Source organism: Pedococcus badiiscoriae (assembly GCF_013408925.1).
In the GTDB taxonomy this organism is placed as follows: Bacteria; Actinomycetota; Actinomycetes; order Actinomycetales; family Dermatophilaceae; genus Pedococcus; species Pedococcus badiiscoriae.
Map to the genome: position 1 here is coordinate 79,050 of NZ_JACCAB010000001.1, position 23,740 is coordinate 102,789.

The window sequence follows — 23,740 nt, forward strand, 5'->3', positions numbered from 1 at the left end:
ATGAGCGACCGCGACGTCGACGCCGAGTTCGCGGACATCATCGCGCGCTGGGACGAGGTCGAGTCCCTTCCCGACCCGCCCGCCTCGCCCGACGCTCCTGACTCCCTCGGCGGCGACACCCCTGATCCCTCCGCCGACCCCGCCTCGGACCAGCGGGCGACCGGGGTCAACCCGCCGCTCCAGCCGAACGTGAACCCGCCACCGACGCGACCGTTCGTCGTCTGGCGCGGCGCCGAGCAGCCGGAACCGACCGAGGACGCGCCCGACCCCGTCGAGCTGCGCGAGCCGCACGACCTCGACGACGACGACCACTTCGAGCCCGGGCCCACGGCCCCCCTGCCGCCCCAGGAGGACCTGCAGTTCTGGGGGATCATCGTCGGCCTGGTGGCCGGCCCGCTGCTCCTGCTGTGGCTGGTGCTGTTCCGGCCCGACGTCAGCGACTGGTGGACCATCGGGGCGCTGGGGCTGACGGTCATGGGGTTCGTCCTGCTGGTGATGCGCCAGCCTCAGGCCCGCGACGAGGACGACCCCGACAACGGCGCCCGCGTCTGACCCACCTCCACGTCGACCCAGGTGGGGCGGTGGTCGCTGGCGGCGACCAGGTCCTCGGCCGACAGCTCGACCTCCCGGTGTGGCAGCACCCTGAGCTCCGGAGAGGCGAAGATGCCGTCGAGCAGCGCCCGAGGGGCCACCGCCGGATAGGTCGCAGCCGTCGGTGAGACCAACCGCAGCGATGCGGCGAACAGCTGCCAGGCCCGTCCGCTCTGCCCCTCGTTGAGGTCCCCGGCCAGCATCAGCGGGCCGCCTCCGGCGAGCGACTGGAGGATCTGGCCGGCGTGCCGCACGCGCTCGTCGGCGTCCAGGCTCAGGTGTACGGACGCCACCACGAGCGGCTGGTGACCGGCGGGACCGACCCGGATCACGGCATACCCGCGCCTGCGCTCCAGCCCGGCCACGGGGAGCCGCTGGTGCCGTGTCTCGGACACGTGGACACGCAGCGACGTGAAGATCGTCGTGCCGCCGCTGCCCCGGTGCCGGCCAGACCAGAACATGCCGCACTCGGCCGCAAACTGCGACACCCGCCAGGTCGAGAACAGCCGGCGCGGCACCTCCTGCAGGCACAGCACATCGGGGTCGATCGCACGGATGACGCGGGCTGCCGCCCGACGGTCCAGGGTGAGGTCCTTGACGTTGTAGGACGCCACCCGCACCGCGGTCATGCGCCCTCGGCGCCCGCGCGTCCCAGAGCGTCACGACGGGCGAGGTCGGCGGCTCCGATCAGTCCGGCCTCGTTGCCCAGCGCGGCCGCCACGATCCGCGCCTCGGGGCGGTAGCCGCGGCCGGTCAGGTGGCGCCGGAAGGTGCTCCGAGCCGGCTCCAGCAGCAGGTCGCCGGCGGCGCTCACGCCACCCCCGACGACGAAGACGCCCGGGTCGAAGGCGGCCGCGAGGTTGGCGATGCCCACGCCGAGCCACTGTCCGATCTCGCCGAGCAGCTCGGTCGCGGTCGGGTCGCCGTCGCGCGCCGCCTCGGTGATCATCGGGCCGGTCAGGGCGGACGGGTCACCGCCGGCCCGGGCGAGCAGGTCGGTGGCCATCGGGCTGTTCGCGGTCACCATGGAGCGGGCCTCGCGGACCAGGGCGTTGCCCGAGGCGTACTGCTCCCAGCAACCCTTGTTGCCGCACTCGCAGCGCTGACCGCCGGGCACCACCTGCATGTGCCCGAACTCCCCCGCGATGCCGAACCTGCCTCGCATGATCTGGCCGTCGAGGATGAGCGCGCCGCCGATGCCGGTGCCGAGGTTCACCATGACGACGTGCGAGTCCCCTTGTGCCGCACCGAATCGCCACTCCGCCCAGACGGCGGCGTTGGCGTCGTTGTCGACCGAGATCGGCACCGGCACGCGACGCTGGAGGTTTGCTTCGAGGGGTTCGTCGCGCCACGACAGGTGCGGGGCGAAGACGACGGTGGCCCGGTCCGCGGCCACGAAGCCCGCCGCTCCGATGCCGACCGCGACGACGTCGTCCCCGACGCCGTCGATGAGCTCGGCGACCACCTCGACGATCGTGTCCTCCACCACGGCCGGGCTGGTGGACCGGTGGGGGGTGTCACGGCGTGCTCTTGCCACGACCGTGCCCTCGGTGTCGACGACTCCCCCCGCCACCTTGGTGCCGCCGATGTCGATGCCGACCGCCAGGCCGGCGCTCACGACCCGACGCCCTCGGCGGCCAGCGCAGCCGCGCCGATCAGGCCGGCGTCGTTGCCGAGGCGGGCGGCCACCATCTCGGCGACCGGCCGGTGGCCTCGCCCCGTCAGGCTGCGTGCGTATGCCGCGTGCGCGGGCCCGATCAGCAGGTCACCGGCCGCGACGACCCCACCACCGATGACGATGAGCTCGGGGTCGAGGATCGCGGAGACCGACGCCGCGCCCTCACCCACCCACCGGCCCACGTCGGCCAGCAGCTCGACGGAGGCCGAGTCCCCGGCCTGCGCGGCACTGGTGACGTGGTCGCCCCTCAGCGCGGTGGGGTCGCCGCCACAGGCCTGCGCGAGCGCCGCTCCGCTCAGTGCGGCGGACGTCACGAGCTCACGGGCCTCGCGGACCAGGGCGTTGCCCGACGCGTAGACCTCCCAGCAGCCCCGGTTGCCGCAGCCGCACCGGATCCCGTCGGGCACGACCCTCATGTGTCCGAGCTCGCCCGCGATGCCGAAGGCGCCGCGCAACAACCTCGAGTCGGCCACGACGCCGCCGCCGATACCCGTACCGACGGTGATCAGCACCATGTCGTCGGCCTCGGTGGCGGCCCCGAACCGGAACTCGCCCCAGGCCGCGGCGTTGGCGTCGTTCTCGATGATGACGGGCTGGTCGATGAGCGCCTCGAGCCGCATCTTGAGCGGCTCGTTCCGCCACGCGAGGTTCGGGGCGAACAGGACGGTGGAGCCGGTGCGGTCGATGAAGCCGGCACACGCCACCCCCACGCCCCGGATGTCCGTGCGGCCGGCAGCGAGCTCCGCGACGACGGCGGCGACGTCGTGGGCGATCTGGTCCGGGTCGTGGGCGGGGGTGTCCCTGCGGGCTCGCGCCAGGATCTCCCCGGTCGCGCTGACCACGCCGGCAGCGATCTTGGTGCCACCGATGTCCACGCCGATGGTGACGCTCATGAGGTCGCGCTCCCCGGCTGCGCCGTAGGCTCGTTCTCGTCGTCCACCACGATGTCGTGAACGCGACCCCGCGCGGTACCCGACGCCCCGCCAGACGCCGTCGCCCCCTTGTCGGCCCGCGATTCGGACCTGGAGTCGGACCTGCCGTCAGACCCGGAGTCGGCGCGACGCTGACCGGCGATGTCGCGCAAGGTGGCGGCGAGCGCGCCGGCGAGGTCGGCCAGCCGGTCCACCGTCTCGGGCCGGACCGAGCGCAGCAGTCCAATGCCTTGGCAGACCGGGCACAGCTGACAGGTGACCGCCTGCCCCGCACCGTTCTCGGCGCCACAGGACTCGCACCGCGGCCCGGGTCCGCCCGAGCCGAGGCCGTGGCCATGGCCGTGGCCGTGGCCGTGGCTGTCCTGCGGCCCGGCGAGGGGGTCGCCGACGGTCTCGCTGTCCGGGTCACCGGCGGTCGGCGCGGTCCACCGGCCCCCCGCCGCCGCGGCATACCCGGCCTGGGTGGTGCTCGCCCACCCGCCGAGGGCGTCGAGCAGTCGGGCGGCCTCCTGGGCCACCGTGCCCACGGCAGGGCGTTCGTCGTCAGCCACGCGGCCAGACCTCCTCGTCGGGGACGAAGCGCACCCGCAGCCGGCCGTCGCGCACCGAGGCACCTTCGACCACACATCGTTGCAGAGCGGCGGGCAGGGTGAGCACCCGGCGGTGCTCGCCCACCGTCACGACCAGCTCGTCGTCCCGGCGCTGGAGACCGAGGTCGGAGGCGTGTGCCAGGGGCAGCGGCAGGGTCAACAGGAAACCCTCGGGCGTCTGCTCCACGACCAGGCCCCGATGCGCGACCGGGGTGAGGACGTCGGCAGCCCCCTGCTGCGCCTGCGCGAGGGCGGCCAGGGCGTCGGCCCCGATCGGCTCCGACGGCAGGTAGGGAGTCACCACGACGGGCAGACCGGCGAACGACTCGCGGACCTCCACCAGACCCTCCTGCTGGGCGGCGTTCCACGAGGCGCGCCAGGCGTCCGGAGTGCGGCGACCCGCCTCGGCGGCAGCGTCCGGGAACACGCGGTTGACGACGACGGCGTCCACGACGAACCCGTAGAGCGACAACGAGGTCCAGGTGCGCCGGGACTCGGCGATGACCACGCGTTCGGGGGTGAGCACCAGCCGGACGGAGGTCTGGTCGCCGGTCAGGATGCGGTGCACCTGGCGCATCTGGCGATGCCACCCGGTCACCGCCTCGACCACCGCGACGTCGGGCAGCGGGATGCCGGCAGCAGCCGCGGCCGCCGGGCGCAGGGTCCGGATCAGCCCGCGCTGCGCGGGCAGCAGGCGCTCGAGGTGCCAGGCGAGGGCTTCGGGCAGCGCCAGCAGCCGCAAGGTCTCCGCGGTCGGGGCGCAGTCGACGACGACGAGGTCCCAGGGACCCGACTCGACCTGCGCACGCAGCTCGAGCAGCGCGGCGACCTCTTCGGCGCCGGGCAGCCGGGTGAGCTCCTCGGCCACGACGGGGTCGATCCCGACCGTGTCCAGGACCGAGAGCAGGTAGGTCTGCACCGCGCGCCAGGACTCGCCCAGCAGGTGCGGTGGGGAGATCTGCAGCGCGGACAGCCCGGGCTCGACGTCCACCGGGGTCGCGGCACGTTCGTGGCCGGCGCGTGCGTCAGCCCCGAGGTCGACTCCCAGGGCGTCGCCGAGGGAGTGCGCCGCGTCCGTCGACATGACCAGCGTCTTGACCCCGGCCCGCGCGGCGTGGACGGCGGTGGCGGCAGCGGTGGTGGTCTTGCCGACGCCACCCTTGCCGGTGAAGAGAATGACCCGCATGGCTAACGGCGCCCCGGGGAGACGCCCTGCCTCAAGCCTCCACCCGCTTCTTCAGCGACTTCAGTGCCGTGTCGATGATGACCTTCTCGGCCTTGCGCTTGAGCATGCCCAGCATCGGGATCTTGACGTCGACGGCGAGCCGGTAGGTCACCGTGGTGGCGTCCTTTCCCTTGGCTGCCAACGTGTACGAGCCGTTCATGGCCTTGAGGACGGTCGCCTCGACCAGGCTCCACGACACGACGCCTGTGCCGTTCCTGGCCACGTCCCACTCGTAGTCGAGGGTGTAGGTGTCCTTGATGGCCCCCGCATCGAGGGTGAACTGGACCTGGTCCGCCCAGCCGTCGCCCTCCTCGGTGAGAACGGTGACGTTCTTGACCTCCGTCGCCCACTGCGGATAGCTCTCGAAATCGGCGATGACGTCGAGGACCTCACCGGGCTTGGCGTCGATGTCGATGCTGGATTCGGTGCGGTCGGCCATGCGCGGAAGGCTACAGCGCCAGACCTTTCGCCGACGAGCGGCGCGTCGACGTGGGTCACCCGGGGGTGGCCTCGAGGCGGTCCTTGAGCTCGTGCACCGCGCGCTTCCACCGCAGGGTATGCCGGGTGGCCACGTCGCGCGGGGCCCGCGGCCCGCGGGTGCCACGGACGTAGTGGTGCACCACGACGCCGTCGCGGAACGGTTCGAGCCAGACCTCCATCTCGCCCACGACCTGCCCGGTGACGCTCCACCGCATCCCCTTGACCCCGCGGTCCCGGGTGACGGACCGGGTCAGGTGCGGCCAGATCTGGGCGGTCCAGGCCTCCTCGTCGAGACTCGCCCGGACCACCTGCGGCGCAGCGCGGATGAAGGTCTCGTCGATGATGTCGATCCTGCGGTCCCGCACCCGTCCAGTGTTTCGCACCTCACACCGTCATGTGGATGGGCCCTCCCCCAGGGCCCCTACCCGCGGGTAGTCTGTGCGGCACCGGGGGCAGACATGCCGTCGTCGAGGCCGTGATGCCATCGTCAAAGGAGACTCTGTGCAGGAACACGTCGCACCCCCGCTCGTGCCCCCCACCACCGAGGGGAGTCTTGCCGACCTGCCCGCACGCAACGCCGCCTCGAACCCGTCGCGGGTCGCGTTCTCGCGCAAGGAGGGCACCCGCTGGATCGACGTCACAGCTGCCGAGTTCGACCGGGACGTCCGGGCTGTCGCCAAGGGCCTGATCGCCTCGGGAATCGCACCCGGTGACCGGGTCGCGATCATGTGCAAGACCCGCTACGAGTGGACCCTCACGGACTTCGCGATCTGGACCGCCGGCGCGGTGACAGTCCCGATCTACGAGACCTCCTCCGCCGAGCAGGTCAGCTGGATCCTCACCGACTCCGGCGCCAAGGGCATCATGCTCGAGACGCCCGCCCACGCGGCCACCCTCGAGGAGGTCCGCGCGCAGGTGCCCGGCCTGGCCCACGTCTGGCAGGTCGACGCGGGGGCGATCGCCGACCTCGAGACCGCCGGCGCCGGGGTCAGCGACGCCGACCTCGAGGCGGCCAAGGCGAGCCTCGACCGCGCCAGCATCGCGACGATCATCTACACCTCGGGCACCACCGGGCGTCCCAAGGGCGTCCAGCTGACCCACGACAACTTCCTGGCGCTCTCCGAGAACGCCATCACCAAGCTGGGCTCGGTCGTCAAGGCCGACGGCGCCTCCACGTTGCTCTTCCTGCCACTGGCCCACGTCTTCGCACGGTTCATCCAGGTCCTGTGCGTGGCGGGCGAGGCCAAGATGGGCCACAGCGCCGACATCAAGAACCTCCTGCCCGACTTCGCGGAGTTCAAGCCGACCTTCATCCTGTCGGTCCCCCGGGTCTTCGAGAAGATCTACAACTCCGCCGAGGCCAAGGCCACCGCCGAGGGCAAGGGCAAGATCTTCGCCAACGCCGCGGAGACCGCCATCGCCTGGTCCACCGCCCAGGATGCCGGCGGGCCTGGTCTCGGCCTGAAGGTGCGCCACGGCATCTTCGACAAGCTCGTCTATGCCAAGCTCCGGGCCGCCATGGGCGGCCAGGTCCTGTATGCCGTGTCCGGCGGGGCCCCGCTCGGCACCCGGCTGGGGCACTTCTTCCGGGGCATCGGCGTCACCGTCCTCGAGGGCTACGGCCTGACCGAGACCACGGCGCCGGCCACGGTCAACGTGCCCGACCGGGTCAAGATCGGCACCGTCGGTGCTCCGCTGCCCGGGGTCGGCATCCGGATCGCCGACGACGGCGAGATCCTGATCCGGGGCAACAACGTCTTCGCGGCCTACAACAACAACGCCGAGGCGACGGCTGGCGCGATGCAGGACGGCTGGTTCCACACCGGCGACCTCGGCGAGCTCGACGAGGACGGTTACCTCAAGATCACCGGGCGCAAGAAGGAGCTGCTCGTCACCGCCGGTGGCAAGAACGTCGCCCCGGCGGCCCTCGAGGACCGGCTGCGCGCCCACCCGCTGATCTCCCAGTGCATCGTGGTCGGTGACCAGAAGCCGTTCATCGGAGCCCTGCTGACCCTCGACGAGGAGATGTACCCCGGCTGGGCCAAGAACAACGGCCTCAGCGGCGTGACGTTCGAGCAGGCTCGCACCGACCCGACCGTGCTCGCCGAGCTCCAGAGGGCGGTCGACGACGCCAACAAGTCGGTCTCCAAGGCCGAGTCGATCCGCAAGTTCGCCGTGCTGCCCGGTGACTTCACCGAGGAGAACGGCTACCTGACGCCCAGCCTGAAGCTCAAGCGCAACATCGTCCTGAAGGACTTCCACGACGAGGTGGAGTCGCTCTACGCCGGGGCCAAGGAGTGACCCGCTGACCCTTAGGGTCTAGGCATGCGCCGTCCTGCCAGCGGGCCGTCCACGCGGTCCGTGGCGGTGTCCTCGTCCGTCTTCGCCCTGGCCTGGCTGGTGTTCTTCACGGCCTTGCAGTGGAGCGTCGTGCGCTACCGCATCCCCATCGTCGCAGCCCTGACCGCGGCGACGATCGCGCTCGCGTGGTGGCAGTGGTCCGGGTGGCGTGTGCGGCTGACCCGTCCGGCGGCTGCCCTCGTGCTGGCCGGGTCGGCGTTGGCGACCCTCGCGGTGCCGTTGTTCAGCTATCTCGCCCCCACGGGCCTCGCGGTGGCCACCACCGTGCTCGTCGTGGCGCCGCTGCTGGCTGCCGTCCTGCTGGGCGCCCGCGGATCCCGCGCTGCGTGGGCGGCCGGCCTCGTCGCCGTCGTCGGGTATGCCGCGTGCGCGGCCATCGCCGTCATCTCCTCACCCCGGCCGCGCATCGACGTGTGGGTCTCGCTGCAGCAAGCCTCCGACGGCCTCGCGCGCGGGGAGAACTTCTACGCCATGACCTGGACGGGCTCCCCGGGCGTCAAGGACGCCTTCACCTACCTGCCGTGGACGGCCGTCCTGCTCGCGCCGGGGCGCTGGCTGTTCGGTGACATCCGCTGGGCCCTGGCCTTCTGGACCCTCGTGGCCGTCGCCGGCATCTGGGCCCTCGCGCGCGGGGCGGGCTCGCGGCCTGCGGGATCCAGCGCTGGGCGCGACTGGGTCTGGACCGCCGCCACGGTGACCGCGCTGCTCGTGTTCGCCCCCGGGACGCTCACGCAGCTCGACCAGGCGTGGACCGAGCCACTGCTGCTTGCCGGACTGGTCTGGTGGGCCGTCCTCGTGCAGCGCGACCGGGCCTGGTGGGCCGTCATCCCGCTGGCACTGGCGTGCGCCAGCAAGCAGCACCTCGCGCTGCTGCTGCCCGTCCTGCTGGTGTGGCGTCCCTTCGGGTGGCGCCGGGCCGTGGCGACGGGTGCCCTGACCGGCGCGCTGATCGCCCCCTGGTTCCTCGCGAGCCCACCGGACTTCGTCCACGACACGATCAGCCTGCTCGTGGGGTTCCACCCCATCAAGTTCGCCAACACGCTCTACCTGTTGGCGCTCAACACCTTCGGCGTGACCCTGCCGTTCGCCGTGACCGGGGTGGTCGTGCTCGGCACCCTCGCCGCCGTCTGCTGGACGGTCTGGCGACGGCAGCCTGCCCTGGCCGAGGTCCTGCGCTGGCTGGCGCTGGTGCTGCTCGTGGCCAACCTCGTCAACAAACAGGCCTTCTACAACCAGTTCTGGCTCGTGGGCGCCCTGGTCGTCGCCTCCCTGGACCTGTCAGCCGACCCGAGACCGGGGCCCGAGTCGACGGACCAGGCAGACCCGGGCACACCACTCGCCGCCGGCGATCAGCCGGCCGCGAGAGACCTCAGGTAGACCAGCCACTGCGTGGTGAAGGCAGCCTGCGTGGTGTGCAGCACCGTCATGAAGGCCTTGGCGACGTTCGCATCCGGGTCGCTGCCGGCGGCGGACGAGGGGTCGCGCGTCGTGGCCACCGCGAGGTAGAAGCGCACCAGCGCGGCCAGGCCATAGCGGTCGACGATGCGGTTGACCGCCAGCCACGCCGCGTTGTAGCTCGGCGCGATGGTGGTGCGTGACGGGTCGAAGTCGGCGGCGGACGGCAGGGCTGTGGGCCCCGTGCCGGAACGGACCTTGGCGAGCAGGGCCGCGGCCACCTGGGTGCGCGTCGCGCCGACGTCGCGGTAGCCGACGAAGTCCGCCATGCCCTCGGACAACCAGAGCGGCACCGGCCTGTTGGTCGAGGAGCGGATGGCGACGTGGGTCGTCTCGTGGGTGATGACGACCTGTCTGCCGCGCGTCACGAGACTGGCGAAGGCGCTGGGATTGACCACCACCCGGTCGGCACCGGCCCGACCCTGGACGTCGAACGGGCCGTCGGTGACGGCCGCGACCTGTGACACCTGACCCTTGTCCTGACCGACCTGCTCCGCCATCTGGGCGGCGGTCCCGGGGACCACGAGAACCACCCGGTGGTTCCAGTGCGGCGTCCACACCGCGTCGACCCGCGGCACGGCGAGGTTGCCGAGGGCCAGGTAGGGCAGCAGCCGACTCCGCGGCCCCGACCCCACGACGAGGGTGGTCGCGCTGCGGATGACCGCGAAGTGGGGCAGGTCCCACAGCTGCACCTGGGTGCCCCCGTCGGTGTCGTCGGCGAGGCGCCAGGCGGTGCCACGTCGCACCACCGTGAAGTACGACTCGAACTCCCTGGTCGCCGTGTCGAACCCGGCGAGGCTGTAGCGCCCAGCCACCCGCGACACCCAGGCATCCGGGCCGACCTGGGCCGCCCGCGCGGCGCCCAGCGCGGGAGCCGGCTCGGGGGTGCCATAGCTGAAGGTGCCCAGCGGGAGCTGCCTCAGGGCGTCAAACTGCGCGAGCTGGCGCAGCCCGAAGCCCGACGACGGGTCGTCGAGCGTGGCGGCGAACGCACGACGGTCGTGGGCCCGCACCGCCGCGGCCCGCCTCGCCAGGAGTGCGGCCAGGGCGTCCTCCCGCGCCACCGAGGGCTGGGGTGCGTTCTGCTGGGAGGACAGGGACGTCGACGACGTCCCGCCGGTCGGTGGCTTGCTGGACGAGCAACCCGCCAGCACGCCGACGAGGAGCGCGACGGCTGCCCCCGCGGTGGCCACACGCCCGGGGCGACTGCCACGGAACGAGGCGGGTCGGCTCATCCGGCCATCGTAGGGAGGGATCAGCCGACGGCGCGGATGTGGGCAGCCCACGGCTCACGGCGGGCGGCGGCCGAGGCGGCCTCGGGCGCGCTGACCAGCCCGGCCGCGGCGAACCTAGCGACGGCCGCCCGCTCGGCGGCGTCCAGGGGCAGCTGCGCGCCCTGCGGCACCAGCATGGCCGTCACCATGCAGTCGGCGCAGTGCAGGTCGCGCACCGGGCAGCTCTGGCATTCGATGATCATCGCGACCACCTCGCTCTCTGTCTGGGACTGTGTCCGTCTCGGAACCGCTGTCTCGGGTCCGTCTCGGGACCGCTGTCGTGTCCTGCGTCGTGTCTTCTGTCGTGTCCCGGTCGGGTCACCTGTCCACGACGCTAGGTGAAGGCACTGACAGCGCCGGCGACACGGCATACGGGAGGTCCCGACGAAGGGCGCGCCTGCCACCGGCTGTCACACCACCGATCTACCGTCGGTCCCATGCAGACGGCCGGCGACCAGATGGTGCAAGGCACCTTCGACGACCTGGGCACGGCACTGGCCGATGTCACGTTCGTCGTCGTCGACCTCGAGACCACCGGCGGCAGCCCGGCCGACTCGGCGATCACCGAGATCGGGGCGGTCAAGGTGCGGGGCGGCGAGGTGATGGGCGAGTTCCAGACGCTGGTCAACCCGCACGTGCCGATCCCGCCGTTCATCCAGTCCCTCACCGGCATCACCACCTCGATGGTGGCCGACGCACCACGTATCGAGTCCGCGCTGCCCGCGTTCCTGGAGTTCGCCCAGGGTGCGGTGCTCGTCGCCCACAACGCCGGGTTCGACGTCGGCTTCCTCAAGATGGCCGCCCGCGACCAGGGCATCGAGTGGCCGCGGCACGCGGTCCTCGACACGGTCCACCTCGCCCGCCAGCTGGTGACACGCGACGAGGCGCGCAACCACAAGCTGTCCACGCTGGCCGCCCTGTTCGGCGCGACGACCACGCCCGACCACCGTGCCCTGCACGACGCCCAGGCCACCGTCGACGTCCTGCACGCCCTGATCGGCCGCGTGGGCAGTCTCGGCGTGCACACCCTCGAGGAGCTCGCGAGCTACACCTCGCGGGTGAGCCCGGCCCAACGCCGCAAGCGGTGGCTGGCCGACGGCCTGCCCAACGAGCCCGGGGTCTACCTGTTCAAGGACAGCGACGGCCGGGTCCTCTACGTCGGCACCTCGATCAACATCCGCACGCGCGTGCGAAGCTACTTCACCGCGTCCGAGCAGCGCACCCGGATGGCCGAGATGGTGCGGCTCGCCGAGTCGGTGACCCCGATCGTCTGCGCCACCACGCTCGAGGCCGAGGTCCGCGAGCTGCGCCTCATCGCCGCTCACAAGCCGCGCTACAACCGCCGCTCCAAGACCCCTGAGCGAGCCACCTGGGTCAAGCTCACCGTCGAGGCCTTTCCACGGCTGTCGATCGTGCGCGAAGTCCGCGGTGACGGCGCGCGGTACATCGGCCCGTTCGGCAGCCGCGGCGCGGCCGAGGACGCCATTGCGGCGGTGCACGAGGTGATCCCGCTGCGCCAGTGCGTGCAACGGCTCTCGCCCACCCGCCTCGTCGGATCGTGTGCCCTCGCCGACATGGGTCGGTGCGGCGCCCCCTGCACCGGTGCCCAGAGCGTCCAGGAGTATGCCGCGGTGGTGCAGGACGCGGTGCACGCCCTGGCCGGAGACTCCCGCGGGGTGGTGACGGCGCTCCGCTCGAGGATGGGCTCGCTCGCCGACCAGGAGCGGTTCGAGGACGCGGGCACGCTGCGTGACCGCATGCTGGCGCTGGTGCGCGGGATCGCCAGGGCCCAGCGGATCGCCCCCCTCGCCGCGAGCCCCCAGATCATCGCCGCCCGCCCCGCCACCACCGGCGGGTGGGAGATCGTCGTCGTCCGGCACGGTCGCCTCGCGGCCAGCACGATCTCGCCACGGGGCGCTGACCCGATGCCCTATGTCGACGCCCTGCGAGACAGTGCCGAGGTCGTGCTCCCCGCCCCCTGGCCGGCCCCCGCGGCCACGCCCGAGGAGACCGAGAAGATCCTGCGCTGGCTGGAGTCGCCGGGCGTGCGCATCGTCGACCTCGACGGGGAGTGGACCTGCCCGGTCGGCGGCGCGGGTGGCGCCCGCGCGGAGCTCGAGCCGCAGCTCGTCGCCCAGCACGCCGTCCCGGGTTTCGTCGCGGCGTCCTGACGCGCATCCGTGCGCGGGCCGGGTCTGCGGTCACTTCGCCGACGCGGCGTACGGCGGCGCCGATACGGCGCCGATACAGTGGGCCTGTGATCTCCGCCATCGTGCTCATCAACGCCGAAGTCGACCGCATCCCCGAGGTGGCCCAGGCCATCGCCGAGCTCGAGGGTGTCTCCGAGGTCTACTCGGTCGCCGGTGACGCCGACCTCATCGCGATGATCCGGGTCAGGGAGCACGAGCAGCTCAACGACGTGATCGCCGACCGGCTCAACAAGGTGCAGGGCGTCATCGGGACCAACACCCACATCGCCTTCCGCACCTATTCCAAGCACGACCTCGAGGCTGCCTTCAGCCTCGGCCTCGACGGCGACTGAGCCCCTCGGGCGTCGGCCTCGGCCACACGGCCGATCTGAGTAGCAACGCCCATCCTCCGGGTCCGGCGGTTCTCCACACTGGGACCACAGCGCGCCACCGCGCCGTCATCCCCCGGAGGACCGATGTCGACGATCCCCTGCCCCGCCTGTGGCCGCCCCCTGCCCGAGGCTCCGACTGCGTGCCCCGACTGCCACCTCCCGCTGACCGGCCCGGACGCCGCCCGCCTGTGGCAGGTCGACCAGACCCTTGCCACCCTCCAGCGCGAGCGCGCGTCCCTCATCGCCTCGCTGCGCGCCACGACCGCCACCACTCCCCCGGCCACCCAGTCCACCGAGCCCGCCGGCTCTACCGTCACCGCCACCGACCTCCGCCGGACCTGGACGACCCAGCAGACCCTCCTCGCGGTCGGCGTCCTGCTGGTGCTGGTCGCGGGGTCGATCGCCCTGGCCATCGCCTGGTTCATCATCGGCCGCGTGGGTCAGATGCTGGTGATGGGTGGCTTCACCGCCGCCGCCACCCTGGCGTCCCTGAGGCTCTCGCGGCGCCACCTGCCCAGCAGCGCGGAAGCCCTGGCGCTGGTCGCCGGAGGCCTGCTGATCCTGGACATCGCGGCTGCCCGCCGGTTCGGGCTGGCCCACCTCGACGTCGTCGACGGACGCGCCTACACCGCCGTGAGCGGCATCCTCGCCGCTGTCGCCCTCGCCGCCGTGCACCGCCGCGACCAGCGCATCGCCGGCTTCGCCCTGCTGTCGCTCACCGCGGCCTCGATCGGGTGGGCGGGTGTCGTCGGGTATGCCTCGACCGCCGCCGGGGGCGCGGCCCTCGCCCTGCTCGGCGCGGTGGTCTTCGGGGTCCTGCACCTGGTCGTGCCTTCCTCCTACGGACTGACCCGCCGGGCCGCGACAGGGCCTGCCGCCGGGTGGACCGCGCTGTCCTTCGCCGTGGCGGGATATGGCGCGCTGAGCGCGTCCGTGGACGCGCTGAACCACCCCTCCGGCGCTGGGATCGGTGAGCTCACCCTCGATGGTTCCGCCTGCCTCCTGGTGCTGGCCACCCTGGCCACGGCAGGGGCCCTCACCGTCAGGCAGGTCGTCGCGGCGCGGGCGACGCGGCTCGGCGGCCGACGCGCGGTCCGGGCCGACTGGCGGGGACGTCCACTCTCCGGCGACTGGCGCGCCGTGGGGGTCGTCGCCCTCGTCGCCTCCGCGGCGGTCCCGACGACCGTCCTGTGCTTGGCCCTCCAGGTCGGTGCGTTCTGGACCGCCGGGCTGTCCCTGCTCGCCGCCGTCGTCGCCACGGTCCTGGCTGCCTCCCGGACCCGGACGACCTCGCTGGGCGCGGCATGGTGCGAGGCCCAGACAGGGCTGGCCATGGCGATCCTGGTCGTGGTCACCCTCATCCAGGACTCGCGTCCTGCGACCATCGTCGCCCTCGCCGGGGCCGCCCTGGCAGCCGCCACGGCAGCCGTGCAGCGACCCGGCTGGCGCGTGCCCGCGACGGGGGTGGCGGCCCTCGCTGCGGTCTTCGCCCTGGCCCTCACCGGGTCCCTCGTCTCCCCGGACGTCGAGGTGCTGGTCGCCGCGGTCGGCGGCGCGGCCCTCGTGGTGGCGGCCCTGACCCGGCGCCTGGAGCCGGAGGAGGTGCCACTGGCCGCGGTCGGCCACCTCACCCTGGTCAGCGCGCTGCTGGGCGCCGTGGGCGGCGGACTCGCTGACGCGGTGACGATCAGCGTGCTCGGCGGCATCGCCGGGACCACGGCGGCGACCGCGCTGCTGCGTCCGCTGCTGCGCCCGGTCGGCGTGGGGGTGAGCGCCGCGACAGCGACCTGGGCCCTGTGGCTGGCCGGTGGGCTCGTCGGCAGCCGCACCCAGTGGGCCGTGCTCGTCCTCACCGCCCTGGCCCTGGTGGCCCTCACCCTGTGGCGGCGCCGCCGCCCGGAGGAGCTCGTGCTCGGCACCATCGCCTCCCTCCTGGCCGTCACCACCGTCGCGGTCGCCGTCGACCGCTCCTGGCCGCACGCGGCGGCAGCCGTCGCCGCGGCATACGGACTGCTCGCCGTCGGGTATGCCGCCCTGCCGCAGCGCCGCGCGGTCGTCACCCTCGCGGTGGTGGCGCTGACGTCGGCGACCTGGCTCCAGCTCGGCCACGCCGACGTGACGACCCTCGAGGCCTGGAGCCTGCCGCCGGCCGCGCTGCTGCTGGCAGCCGGCCTGTGGTCGCACCGCGAGCTCGGCGACCGCACCTGGCTGACCGCCGGACCGGGACTGGCCGTGGGGCTGCTCCCGTCCGCTCTGTTCACCACGGTCGACGACGGGGTGCTGCGCCCGCTGGTCACGGTCAGTGCCGCGGTGCTGGTCCTCATCGTCGGGGCGCTGCGCCGCTGGCAGGCGCCGGTCGTCCTGGGGGCGGCGGCCGCCGTCGTCGTCGCGGTGACCGAGCTCGGGCCCTACGCGGTCCAGCTGCCGCGCTACCTCACGCTGGGCACGTTGGGCGTGGCCCTGCTGGCCGTGGGCGCACGGTACGAGCAACGTCGCGCCGACGCCCGTCAGGCCGTGAGCTGGCTCGCCTCGCTCTCGTAGCACCGAGGTGCTCACCCCGACGGTGGAGGCTGCCGCGGCACGAGGCGGCGTACCTTCGCCGACATGGACGATCTGACGCTCCTGTTCCAGCGGGCCGCCGACGTCGCCGCGCGCCACCGGTCCGGACTGCCCGTGACCCCGGTGCGTCCCGAGGCCGATGCCGCGACCCTGCGGCTCGCGGTGGACACGGTCCTGCGCGAGGCACCCACCCCGGCGAGCGAGGTCCTCGAGGAGCTCGTCACGGCCTTCGCGCCAGGCCTGGTCGCCACCCCGGGACCGCGGTTCTTCGGCTTCGTCATCGGGGGCGCCATGCCCGCGGCGAGCGCAGCCGACATGGTGGCTGTCGGGTGGGACCAGTGCGCCTTCAACGGCGCCCTGTCCCCCGCGGCAGCGGTGGCCGAGGAGGTCGCCGGTGGATGGCTGAAGACGCTGCTGGGGCTTCCTCCCGGCGCGTCCGTCGGCTTCGTCACGGGGGCCCAGGGGGCGAACACGGTCTGCCTGGCCACCGCGCGCCAGCACGTCCTCGCCGAGGCGGGCTGGGACGTGGGGCGGGACGGGCTGCGTGGCGCCCCGATGGTCCGGGTGGTCGCCGGGGCCGAGCGGCACGCGACGATCGACCGGGCGCTGCGGCTGCTCGGGTTCGGCACCGCCGTCGTCGAGGAGGTCGCGGCCGACGCCAACGGCGCGCTCGACGTCGCCGACCTCGCCGAGGTGCTGGACCGGGGCGAGCAGGGACCGACCATCGTCTGCCTCCAGGCGGGCAACGTGAACACCGGCGCGTGCGACGACCTACGCAGGGCCTGCGCGCTGGCCCGGCAGCACGGCGCGTGGGTGCACGTCGACGGCGCCTTCGGGCTCTGGGCGGCGGCCTCCCCCACCCGGGCGCACCTCGTCGACGGGATCGACCTCGCCGACTCGTGGTCCTGCGACGGCCACAAGTGGCTCAACGTGCCCTACGACTGTGGTTTCGCCATCTGCGCGCACCCGCAGGTGCACGCCGCGGCCCTGTCCTACACCGCGGCCTACCTCACCGGACAGGGCGGCCCGACTCCCGCCATGGGTGACCTCGTGCCCGAATCCTCTCGCAGGGCAAGGGGATTCGCCGTCTGGGCGGCCCTGCGTGAGCTGGGCCGAGACGGTGTCGCAGACCTCGTCGACCGCTGTTGCGGTCTGGCGCAGCGGTTCGCCGAAGGCCTCGAGGTGGGCGGAGCGACGGTCGTCAACGACGTCGTCCTCAACCAGGTCCTGGTCAGCTTCGGCAGCGACGCCCGGACCGACCAGGTCATCGACGGCGTGCAGCGTGACGGCACCTGCTGGCTGGGTGGCACCACCTGGCGCGGCCGCCGGCTGATGCGCGTCTCGGTCTCCAACTGGTCCACGACCGAAGCCGACGTGGACCGGTCAGTGGCAGCGATCCTGCGGGTCGCCGCGGCCTCGCAGTCCTAGTCCGACGAGGCGCGCTGGGTCGCGGCCGCCCACCGGTCCAGCTGGGCCGCGGCCTCGCCGGAGTCCAAGGTGGCCTCGGCCCGGTCCATGCCGGCCCGCACGGCAGCCGCGAAGGCCGCGTCGGAGTCCGCGTGCCCGACCCTGCCGCCAGCCCCGCCCGCCGTGCCGTCCGTGCCCACGAGGTCGGGTCGCGCCAGCGCCAGCGCCATCCCGGCGTTGAGCACCACGGCGTCGCGCACGGCTCCTCGCTGCCCGGCGAACAGGTCTCGCGCCACCTGGGCGTTGTGCGCCGCGTCGGCGCCGCGCAGGGCCTCCACCGGCTGGCGCTGGAGGCCGACGTCGAGCGGGTCGAGGACCCGCTGCGTGACTTCCCCACCGCTGACCCACCACACCGTCGACGTGGTGCTCAGGGTGAGCTCGTCGAGTCCGTCGTCACCCCGGAAGACCACGGCGTCCTTGCCGCGCCCGGCGAAGACTCCCGCCATCAGCGGGGCCACCCGCGGGTCGGCGACACCGACCACGGCATACGTCGGCTGGGCGGGGTTGGTGAGCGGCCCCAGGACGTTGAACGCGGTCCCGACACCCAGGCCGCTGCGCGCGACGGCGGCGTGCCGCATGGCGGGGTGGAAGGCCTGGGCGAAGCAGAAGGTGATGCCCGCCTCTGCCGCCACCTCGGCGACACGCTGCGGGCTCAGGGTGAGGTTGACGCCGAGCGCCTCGAGCACGTCCGCCGAGCCGGACGCGGACGACGCGGCCCGGTTCCCGTGCTTGACGACCCGGATGCCGCTGGCCGCGATGATGACCGAGGCCATCGTCGAGATGTTGACCGTGTTGGAGCGGTCGGCCCCCGTGCCGACGATGTCCAGGCTCGGCCCGGGCACCTCGATGCGGTTGGCGTGCGCCAGCATGACGTCGGCCAGGCCGCGAAGCTCCTCGACGGTCTCGCCCTTGGCGCGCAGCGCAACGAGGAACCCGGCCACCTGGACGGGCGACGCCTCACCCCGCATGACCTGGTCCATCGCCCAGGCTGCCTGCTCGGTCGAGAGGTGGTGCCCGGCGATCAGCAGGGTGAGCAGGTCCGGCCAGGTGGGGGCAGCAGACTCGGTGGGGCCAGCAGACTCGGTGGCGCCCATCCCGGTCAGGAGGCGCTGGGGCGAGCGAGGCGACCCAGCTCGGCCACGGCGGCAGCCAGCGCGATCGGGTCGAGCGGGTGCGGAACCGCCAGGTCGGCGAGGGACCACGTCGCGAGCCAGCCGTCCTGCGGTCGGCCGGTGAGGACCAGGACCGGCGGGCAGTCGAAGATCTCACTCTTCAGCTGGCGGCACAGGCCCAGGCCACCCAGGGGCGCGGCCTCGCCGTCGAGGATGAGGACGTCGAAACGGGAGTTCTCCACGGCTTCGACCACGGCAGCAGCCGTGGCGCACTCACGCCACGACACGACCTCCACGTCCCGTGCCGGACGACGTCCCACGTTGACCCGCACGGCGTCGCGCGTGGTCTTGTCGTCGCTGTACAGCAGCACCGAGATCTGGTGGGGCGTGGACCTCGACGTCGACCCGGACGAGGTCGGGGCGGCGGCGGCGGTCGCGTGCGAAGCGGTCATGTCGCAGATGCTACCGGTGCGCCGTTTCGGGACGCCCACGCACCCGTCGGGGGGGCGACGGTGTGCCGCGCTTCGAATGTGGCTAATCTGGCGCCTGTGGCGACAGCATCCCCAGTGACCTCAGAACCCGCTCGCTCGGCCGGCACCATTCCCGGCCACGGCCCGGTGTCCCGACCGAACATGGTCTCGGTGGGCACCATCGTCTGGCTCGCCAGCGAGCTGATGTTCTTCGCGGGCCTGTTCGCGATGTACTTCACGATCCGCTCGGTCGAGTCGGAGCTGTGGAAGACGTCCACCGAGAAGCTCAACGTGCCGTTCGCCTCGATCAACACCCTGGTGCTGGTCACCTCGTCGGTGTGGTGCCAGCTCGGCGTCCACGCTGCCGAGCACGGCAAGCCGCACCGGGCCGGCGCGAGCCTGCTGTCCGTCGCCAGCTGGGGCATGCGCGAGTGGTACGTCCTGACCTACATCTTCGGCGCGGTCTTCGTGTCCGGCCAGGTGCTGGAGTACTCCCAGCTCGTCCACGAGGGCATCACCCTGTCCTCCACCCCCTACGGCTCGGTCTTCTACCTGACGACCGGCTTCCACGCGCTGCACGTCACCGGCGGCCTGCTGGCCTTCCTGCTGATCATCGGCCGCACCTTCACGACCCGTCACTACAGCCACGCCCAGGCGGCTGGCGCCGTGGTGACGTCCTACTACTGGCACTTCGTCGACGTCGTGTGGATCGCGCTGTTCGCGACGATCTACCTGCTCAAGTGAGCAGCACGATGTCCGCCCAGCCCGCCCTGCCCACCACCATCGACAGGACCGCACTGTGAACGCCTTGGCCGCCCGCCGCCGACACCCGGCCGCGATCGCCCTGCTGTTGCTCCTCGGGCTGATCCTCACCGGAGTCGCCTACGCCGCCTTCGCGCCCAAGCAGGCCGACGCCGCCAGCACCGCGGCCAGCTCTGCCCAGGAGGGCAGGAAGCTCTTCCTCGCCAACTGCGCGACCTGCCACGGCCTGCAGGCCCAGGGCACCAAGGCGGGGCCTGCGCTTCCGGGCGTGGGCGCGGCTGCCGTGGACTTCCAGATGGGCACGGGCCGTATGCCGCTGGCTGCCCCCAACGTCCAGGCTCCCCGTGGGCCGGTCCGGTTCTCGCAGGACCAGATCTCCTCCGTCGCCGCATACATCGCATCGCTGGCACCCGGCCCGGCCGTCCCCGACGCCCAGTACTCCAGTGGTGAGGGCGGCAACGTCGCCCTGGGCGCCGAGCTGTTCCGCGTCAACTGCGCCATGTGCCACAACTTCGCCGGCTCCGGCGGCGCCCTGACCAGGGGCAAGTACGCCCCGAGCCTGCGCAACATCAAGGGCAAGCACATCTACGAGGCCATGGCCACCGGGCCCGAGTCGATGCCCGTCTTCAGCGACGACAACATCTCCCCCTCGGCGAAGAACGACATCGTCGCCTACCTCCACGCGGTCGACAAGCAGAAGAACGTCGGCGGCTTGGCCCTGGGCAACCTCGGCCCGGTGTCCGAGGGGCTGTTCGTCTGGATCTTCGGCCTGGGCATCATGGTCGCCTTCGCCGTCTGGCTCGGCAGGAAGGCCGCCTGATGGGTCGGTCACACCCGCTGGTCCAGACCGGCCTGCGGAGAGACACTGGAACTGACCACCGCGACTCGACAGGATCGACGACACGATGAGCGAATACGACACGCCGCACGGCGCGGTCGTCGGCACGAGCGACACCCACGGTGCCTCGCAGGGCGATGGACACGGCTACGGCTCCACCGCCGTCCGGCTGGACCAGGGCCACATCGAGGGCACGGGCGGCCTTCCGGCGCGCTTCCAGAACCCCGGCCTGCCGCCGCACGTCCCGCGGATGGCCGACCTCGACGAACGGGCGGCCAAGCGGGCCGAGAAGCAGGTCGCGGCCCTCTTCGGTCTCTCGAGCCTGGGGACGGTGCTGTTCATCGTCGCCTACTTCGCGATCGACCCCGAGCAGTCGGGGTTCATCCCCGGCATCGGCAACGCCAGCATCTACAACGTCGTCCTCGGCATCTGCATGGCGTTGGCACTGCTCGGCTGTGGCGTCGGCGCAGTGCACTGGGCCAAGACCCTGATGCCCGACACCGAGTCGGTCGAGGAGCGCCACCCCCAGCGGGCCAAGGACGAGGACCGTCAGCGAGTCGTCGCCGGGCTCATGGAGGGCGGCGAGAAGGCCCAGCTCGGCCGTCGCCCGCTCATCAAGTTCTCGCTGCTCGGCGCCCTCGCACTGCCGCCGCTGGCGATCATCCTGCCCCTCATCGGTGGCCTCGGGCCGCTGCCCAAGGACCAGCTCTCCACCACGATGTGGAAGAAGGGCGACCGCCTGGTCCGCGACCCGGAGCGCACCCCGATCCGGGCCGACCAGGTGACGATCGGCTCGGTCTTCCACGTGCTGCCCGAGTCGATCAAGGACTCCCAGCACGTGCTCGAGGACAAGGCGAAGGCTGCCGTGCTGCTGATGCGCCTCAACCCCGAGGACATCAAGCCCCAGAAGGAGCGCGACTGGGGTCACGACGGCATCGTCGCCTACTCCAAGATCTGCACGCACGTCGGTTGCCCCGTGGGCCTGTACGAGCAGCAGACGCACCACCTGCTCTGTCCCTGCCACCAGTCGACGTTCGACGTCACGCAGGACTGCAAGGTCATCTTCGGGCCGGCCCACCGTCCGTTGCCCCAGCTGAAGATCACCGTTGACTCGCAGGGTTACCTGATCGCCGACGCCCCGTTCCGTGAGGCCGTCGGTCCGAGCTTCTGGGAGCGTGGTTCCGCATGAGCACCGAGCAGCGCACCGCCAACGGCGACCCGATCGGTCGCCTGCGCAGGGACGACGTCCAGCCCGAGCCGCCCACCAGCCCCGCCCTGAAGGCCGTCGGCGGCGTGGCCGGCTGGCTCGACGACCGCACCGGAGCGGCCAAGCCGGTCGGCTACCTCATGAAGAAGGTCTTCCCCGACCACTGGTCCTTCATGCTCGGCGAAGTCGCCATGTACTCCATGATCATCTGCCTGCTCTCGGGCACCTTCCTCACCTTCTGGTTCGTCCCCAGCGCGGGTCAGGTCGTCTACGACGGCTCCTACCTGCCGCTGCGTGGCATCACCATGTCCGAGGCGTTCCGCTCGACGGTCGACATCTCGTTCGACATCCGCGGTGGCCTGCTGATCCGGCAGATCCACCACTGGGCCGCGCTGATGTTCATCGTCGCGCTGTCGGTGCACATGCTCCGGGTGTTCTTCACCGGCGCCTTCCGCAAGCCCCGTGAGATCAACTGGGTGATCGGCTGCATCCTGTCGATGCTGGCCCTGGTCGAGGGCTTCGCCGGCTACTCCCTGCCCGACGACCTGCTCTCCGGCACCGGCCTGCGCGCGGCCGAGGGCTTCATGCGCTCGGTCCCGGTGCTCGGGTCCTACCTGTCCTTCGCGTTGTTCGACGGGCCGTTCCCGGGCGAGGCGATCATCCCCCGCCTGTTCTCGATCCACGTGCTGCTCCTGCCCGCCATCCTGGTCGGGCTGTTCACGGCCCACATCGGGCTGGTGTTCGTGCACAAGCACACCCAGTTCCCCGGACCGGGCCGCACCAACGACAACGTGGTCGGCTTCCCGGTCATGCCGGTGTATGCCGCAAAGGCCGGTGGCTTCTTCTTCATCGTCTTCGGCGTCATCGCGCTGATCTCCGGCCTGGTCACGATCAACCCGATCTGGGCCTACGGTCCCTACGACCCGTCCCCGGTCACCGCCGGTTCCCAGCCCGACTGGTACATGGGCTTCGCTGACGGCGCGCTGCGCCTGCTGCCCGGCTGGCTGGAGTTCACGGCGTTCGGGTTCACCTTCTCGTTCAACGTCATGATCGGCGCCATCCTGCTGATCCCCGTGATGTACGGGTTGATGGCCGTCTACCCGTTCCTCGAGAAGTGGGCGACCGGCGACGACCGCGAGCACCACCTGCTCGACCGGCCGCGCAACAACCCGACCCGCACGGGCCTGGGCATGGCCGGCCTGACGGCATACGGCGTGCTCATGTTCGCCGCGGGCAACGACCTGATGGCGATCAAGCTGCACCTGTCGATCAACGACATCACGCACATCCTGCGGGCGGCCTTCTTCATCGCGCCGCCGATCGCCTTCTGGGTCACCAAGCGGATCTGCCTGTCGCTGCAGCGCAAGGACCGCGACCTGGTCCTGCACGGCCGCGAGACGGGACGCATCGTGCGCACGGCGGACGGCAGGTTCTTCGAACAGCACGAGCCGCTCGACGAGTACACCCTCTGGAACCTCGTCCAGCACGACGACCACGAGGTCCTGCAGATCGAGGCGGCCACCGATGCCCATGGTGTCGCGTCCCCGACCGCGCGCAAGGACAAGATCCGGGCGGCGCTGTCCCGGTTCTACTTCTCCGACACCATCAACCCGGTGACCCCGGCCGAGCTGGCCGCGGCGCACCACGACGGTCACGGCCACGAGGCGATCGAGGCCGCCCCGCAGGGCGAGCTGAGTGCCGATGGGTCCCGTCCGGCTCTCGAGAGCGCCCGCAGGGAGCCCCCGAAGCGTCCCTGAGTCCTCCAGTGGCAGGCTGGCCCCGTGGTCGAGATGGGGTCAGCCGAGTTCGAGGAGGCTGTCGGTGACGCCCTGGACGCGGTGCCCCCGGAGCTGATGCGGCTGCTCGACAACGTCGTCTTCTTCGTCGAGGACGAGCCGCCGGAGGGCGACCCCGACCTCCTGGGTGTCTACGAGGGCACCCCGATCACGGACCGGGGCGACGGCTGGGCAGGCGCCTTGCCGGACCGGATCACGATCTTCCGGGGGCCGTTGACCCGCCTGTGCGACGACCGCGGCGACCTCCTCGAGGAGATCGCCGTGACCGTGGTGCATGAGATCGCCCACCACTTCGGGATCGACGACTCGAGGTTGCACGACCTCGGCTGGGGCTGAGCGGGAAATGCGAGCCAGTGGGTCCC

General features: G+C 72.1%; 23 protein-coding genes. 12 read left to right on the forward strand and 11 right to left on the reverse strand.

Going from position 1 to position 23,740, the window contains the following annotated elements:
• Complete coding sequence (locus BJ986_RS00385; protein WP_179420192.1) at window positions 1-552, forward strand: hypothetical protein; 552 nt, start codon at window positions 1-3, stop codon at window positions 550-552.
• Here BJ986_RS00385 and BJ986_RS00390 read toward each other — a convergent pair.
• The 7 genes from BJ986_RS00390 to BJ986_RS00420 are packed head-to-tail and all read right to left on the reverse strand — an operon-like array spanning window position 507 to window position 5,861.
• Complete coding sequence (locus BJ986_RS00390; RefSeq protein ID WP_179420193.1) at window positions 507-1,220, reverse strand: endonuclease/exonuclease/phosphatase family protein; 714 nt, start codon at window positions 1,218-1,220, stop codon at window positions 507-509. The two genes, BJ986_RS00385 and BJ986_RS00390, sit on opposite strands and share 46 nt — an antisense overlap.
• Window positions 1,217-2,209: an ROK family glucokinase gene (locus BJ986_RS00395; protein WP_179420194.1), complete on the reverse strand. Its 993-nt coding sequence runs from the start codon at window positions 2,207-2,209 to the stop codon at window positions 1,217-1,219. The genes BJ986_RS00390 and BJ986_RS00395 overlap by 4 nt, the downstream gene beginning before the upstream one ends.
• Window positions 2,206-3,162, reverse strand: a complete 957-nt coding sequence (locus BJ986_RS00400; protein WP_179420195.1) for an ROK family glucokinase — start codon at window positions 3,160-3,162, stop codon at window positions 2,206-2,208. Before BJ986_RS00400 ends, BJ986_RS00395 begins: the two co-directional genes overlap by 4 nt.
• Window positions 3,159-3,752: a hypothetical protein gene (locus tag BJ986_RS00405; RefSeq protein WP_179420196.1), complete on the reverse strand. Its 594-nt coding sequence runs from the start codon at window positions 3,750-3,752 to the stop codon at window positions 3,159-3,161. Before BJ986_RS00405 ends, BJ986_RS00400 begins: the two co-directional genes overlap by 4 nt.
• Entirely contained in the window at window positions 3,745-4,977 is a 1,233-nt protein-coding gene (locus BJ986_RS00410) for an ArsA family ATPase (protein ID WP_179420197.1), read from the reverse strand. Before BJ986_RS00410 ends, BJ986_RS00405 begins: the two co-directional genes overlap by 8 nt.
• Window positions 4,978-5,008: 31 nt before the next feature.
• Window positions 5,009-5,455 carry an SRPBCC family protein gene (locus BJ986_RS00415; RefSeq protein ID WP_179420198.1) on the reverse strand — a complete coding sequence of 149 codons (447 nt, stop codon included), beginning with the start codon at window positions 5,453-5,455 and terminating at the stop codon, window positions 5,009-5,011.
• Window positions 5,456-5,510: 55 nt separating this feature from the next.
• Entirely contained in the window at window positions 5,511-5,861 is a 351-nt protein-coding gene (locus BJ986_RS00420) for a polyketide cyclase / dehydrase and lipid transport (RefSeq protein WP_179420199.1), read from the reverse strand.
• Window positions 5,862-5,997: 136 nt separating this feature from the next.
• Here BJ986_RS00420 and BJ986_RS00425 point away from each other — a divergent pair, with 136 nt between their 5' ends.
• Window positions 5,998-7,797 carry an AMP-binding protein gene (locus BJ986_RS00425; protein ID WP_179420200.1) on the forward strand — a complete coding sequence of 600 codons (1,800 nt, stop codon included), beginning with the start codon at window positions 5,998-6,000 and terminating at the stop codon, window positions 7,795-7,797.
• A 24-nt stretch (window positions 7,798-7,821) separates the two neighbouring features.
• Window positions 7,822-9,234: a glycosyltransferase 87 family protein gene (locus tag BJ986_RS00430; RefSeq protein ID WP_179420201.1), complete on the forward strand. Its 1,413-nt coding sequence runs from the start codon at window positions 7,822-7,824 to the stop codon at window positions 9,232-9,234.
• On the opposite strand, the gene BJ986_RS00435 is transcribed toward BJ986_RS00430, so the two are convergent.
• Both BJ986_RS00435 and BJ986_RS00440 read right to left on the reverse strand, forming a co-directional pair.
• Complete coding sequence (locus BJ986_RS00435; protein WP_179420202.1) at window positions 9,207-10,547, reverse strand: hypothetical protein; 1,341 nt, start codon at window positions 10,545-10,547, stop codon at window positions 9,207-9,209. The two genes, BJ986_RS00430 and BJ986_RS00435, sit on opposite strands and share 28 nt — an antisense overlap.
• 20 nt (window positions 10,548-10,567) lie before the next feature.
• Window positions 10,568-10,789, reverse strand: coding sequence for a hypothetical protein (locus BJ986_RS00440; RefSeq protein WP_179420203.1), 222 nt, complete (start codon window positions 10,787-10,789; stop codon window positions 10,568-10,570).
• Window positions 10,790-11,023: 234 nt separating this feature from the next.
• Here BJ986_RS00440 and BJ986_RS00445 point away from each other — a divergent pair, with 234 nt between their 5' ends.
• The 4 genes from BJ986_RS00445 to BJ986_RS00460 all read left to right on the forward strand — a co-directional run bounded on the left by BJ986_RS00445 (window position 11,024) and on the right by BJ986_RS00460 (window position 17,154).
• Window positions 11,024-12,757 carry a DEDD exonuclease domain-containing protein gene (locus BJ986_RS00445; RefSeq protein WP_179420204.1) on the forward strand — a complete coding sequence of 578 codons (1,734 nt, stop codon included), beginning with the start codon at window positions 11,024-11,026 and terminating at the stop codon, window positions 12,755-12,757.
• Between the two features lie 86 nt (window positions 12,758-12,843).
• Entirely contained in the window at window positions 12,844-13,128 is a 285-nt protein-coding gene (locus BJ986_RS00450) for an Lrp/AsnC ligand binding domain-containing protein (protein ID WP_179420205.1), read from the forward strand.
• 123 nt (window positions 13,129-13,251) lie between these two features.
• Window positions 13,252-15,708, forward strand: a complete 2,457-nt coding sequence (locus BJ986_RS00455) for an SCO7613 C-terminal domain-containing membrane protein (protein ID WP_179420206.1) — start codon at window positions 13,252-13,254, stop codon at window positions 15,706-15,708.
• Window positions 15,709-15,771: 63 nt separating this feature from the next.
• The gene (locus BJ986_RS00460) at window positions 15,772-17,154 is read left to right on the forward strand and encodes a pyridoxal phosphate-dependent decarboxylase family protein (protein WP_179420207.1); all 1,383 of its coding nucleotides are present in this window, start codon (window positions 15,772-15,774) and stop codon (window positions 17,152-17,154) included.
• On the opposite strand, the gene trpD is transcribed toward BJ986_RS00460, so the two are convergent.
• Window positions 17,151-18,287 (reverse strand): anthranilate phosphoribosyltransferase, encoded by a 1,137-nt coding sequence (gene trpD / locus BJ986_RS00465; RefSeq protein ID WP_179420208.1) that lies wholly within the window; start codon window positions 18,285-18,287, stop codon window positions 17,151-17,153. The two genes, BJ986_RS00460 and trpD, sit on opposite strands and share 4 nt — an antisense overlap.
• 5 nt (window positions 18,288-18,292) lie before the next feature.
• Window positions 18,293-18,757 (reverse strand): response regulator transcription factor, encoded by a 465-nt coding sequence (locus BJ986_RS00470; RefSeq protein ID WP_179420209.1) that lies wholly within the window; start codon window positions 18,755-18,757, stop codon window positions 18,293-18,295.
• Between the two features lie 96 nt (window positions 18,758-18,853).
• On the opposite strand from BJ986_RS00470, the gene ctaE reads away from it, so the two are divergent.
• The 5 genes from ctaE (at window position 18,854) to BJ986_RS00495 (ending at window position 23,714) form a co-directional block, all read left to right on the forward strand.
• Entirely contained in the window at window positions 18,854-19,519 is a 666-nt protein-coding gene (ctaE, locus tag BJ986_RS00475; RefSeq protein WP_475439523.1) for an aa3-type cytochrome oxidase subunit III, read from the forward strand.
• 55 nt (window positions 19,520-19,574) lie between these two features.
• Window positions 19,575-20,357 carry a cytochrome bc1 complex diheme cytochrome c subunit gene (qcrC, locus tag BJ986_RS00480; protein ID WP_179420210.1) on the forward strand — a complete coding sequence of 261 codons (783 nt, stop codon included), beginning with the start codon at window positions 19,575-19,577 and terminating at the stop codon, window positions 20,355-20,357.
• A gap of 85 nt (window positions 20,358-20,442) precedes the next feature.
• Entirely contained in the window at window positions 20,443-21,564 is a 1,122-nt protein-coding gene (gene qcrA / locus BJ986_RS00485; RefSeq protein ID WP_179420211.1) for a cytochrome bc1 complex Rieske iron-sulfur subunit, read from the forward strand.
• Entirely contained in the window at window positions 21,561-23,339 is a 1,779-nt protein-coding gene (gene qcrB / locus BJ986_RS00490; protein WP_179420212.1) for a cytochrome bc1 complex cytochrome b subunit, read from the forward strand. Before qcrA ends, qcrB begins: the two co-directional genes overlap by 4 nt.
• Window positions 23,340-23,372: 33 nt before the next feature.
• Window positions 23,373-23,714 carry a metallopeptidase family protein gene (locus tag BJ986_RS00495; protein WP_202881289.1) on the forward strand — a complete coding sequence of 114 codons (342 nt, stop codon included), beginning with the start codon at window positions 23,373-23,375 and terminating at the stop codon, window positions 23,712-23,714.
• Window positions 23,715-23,740 lie beyond the last annotated feature (26 nt).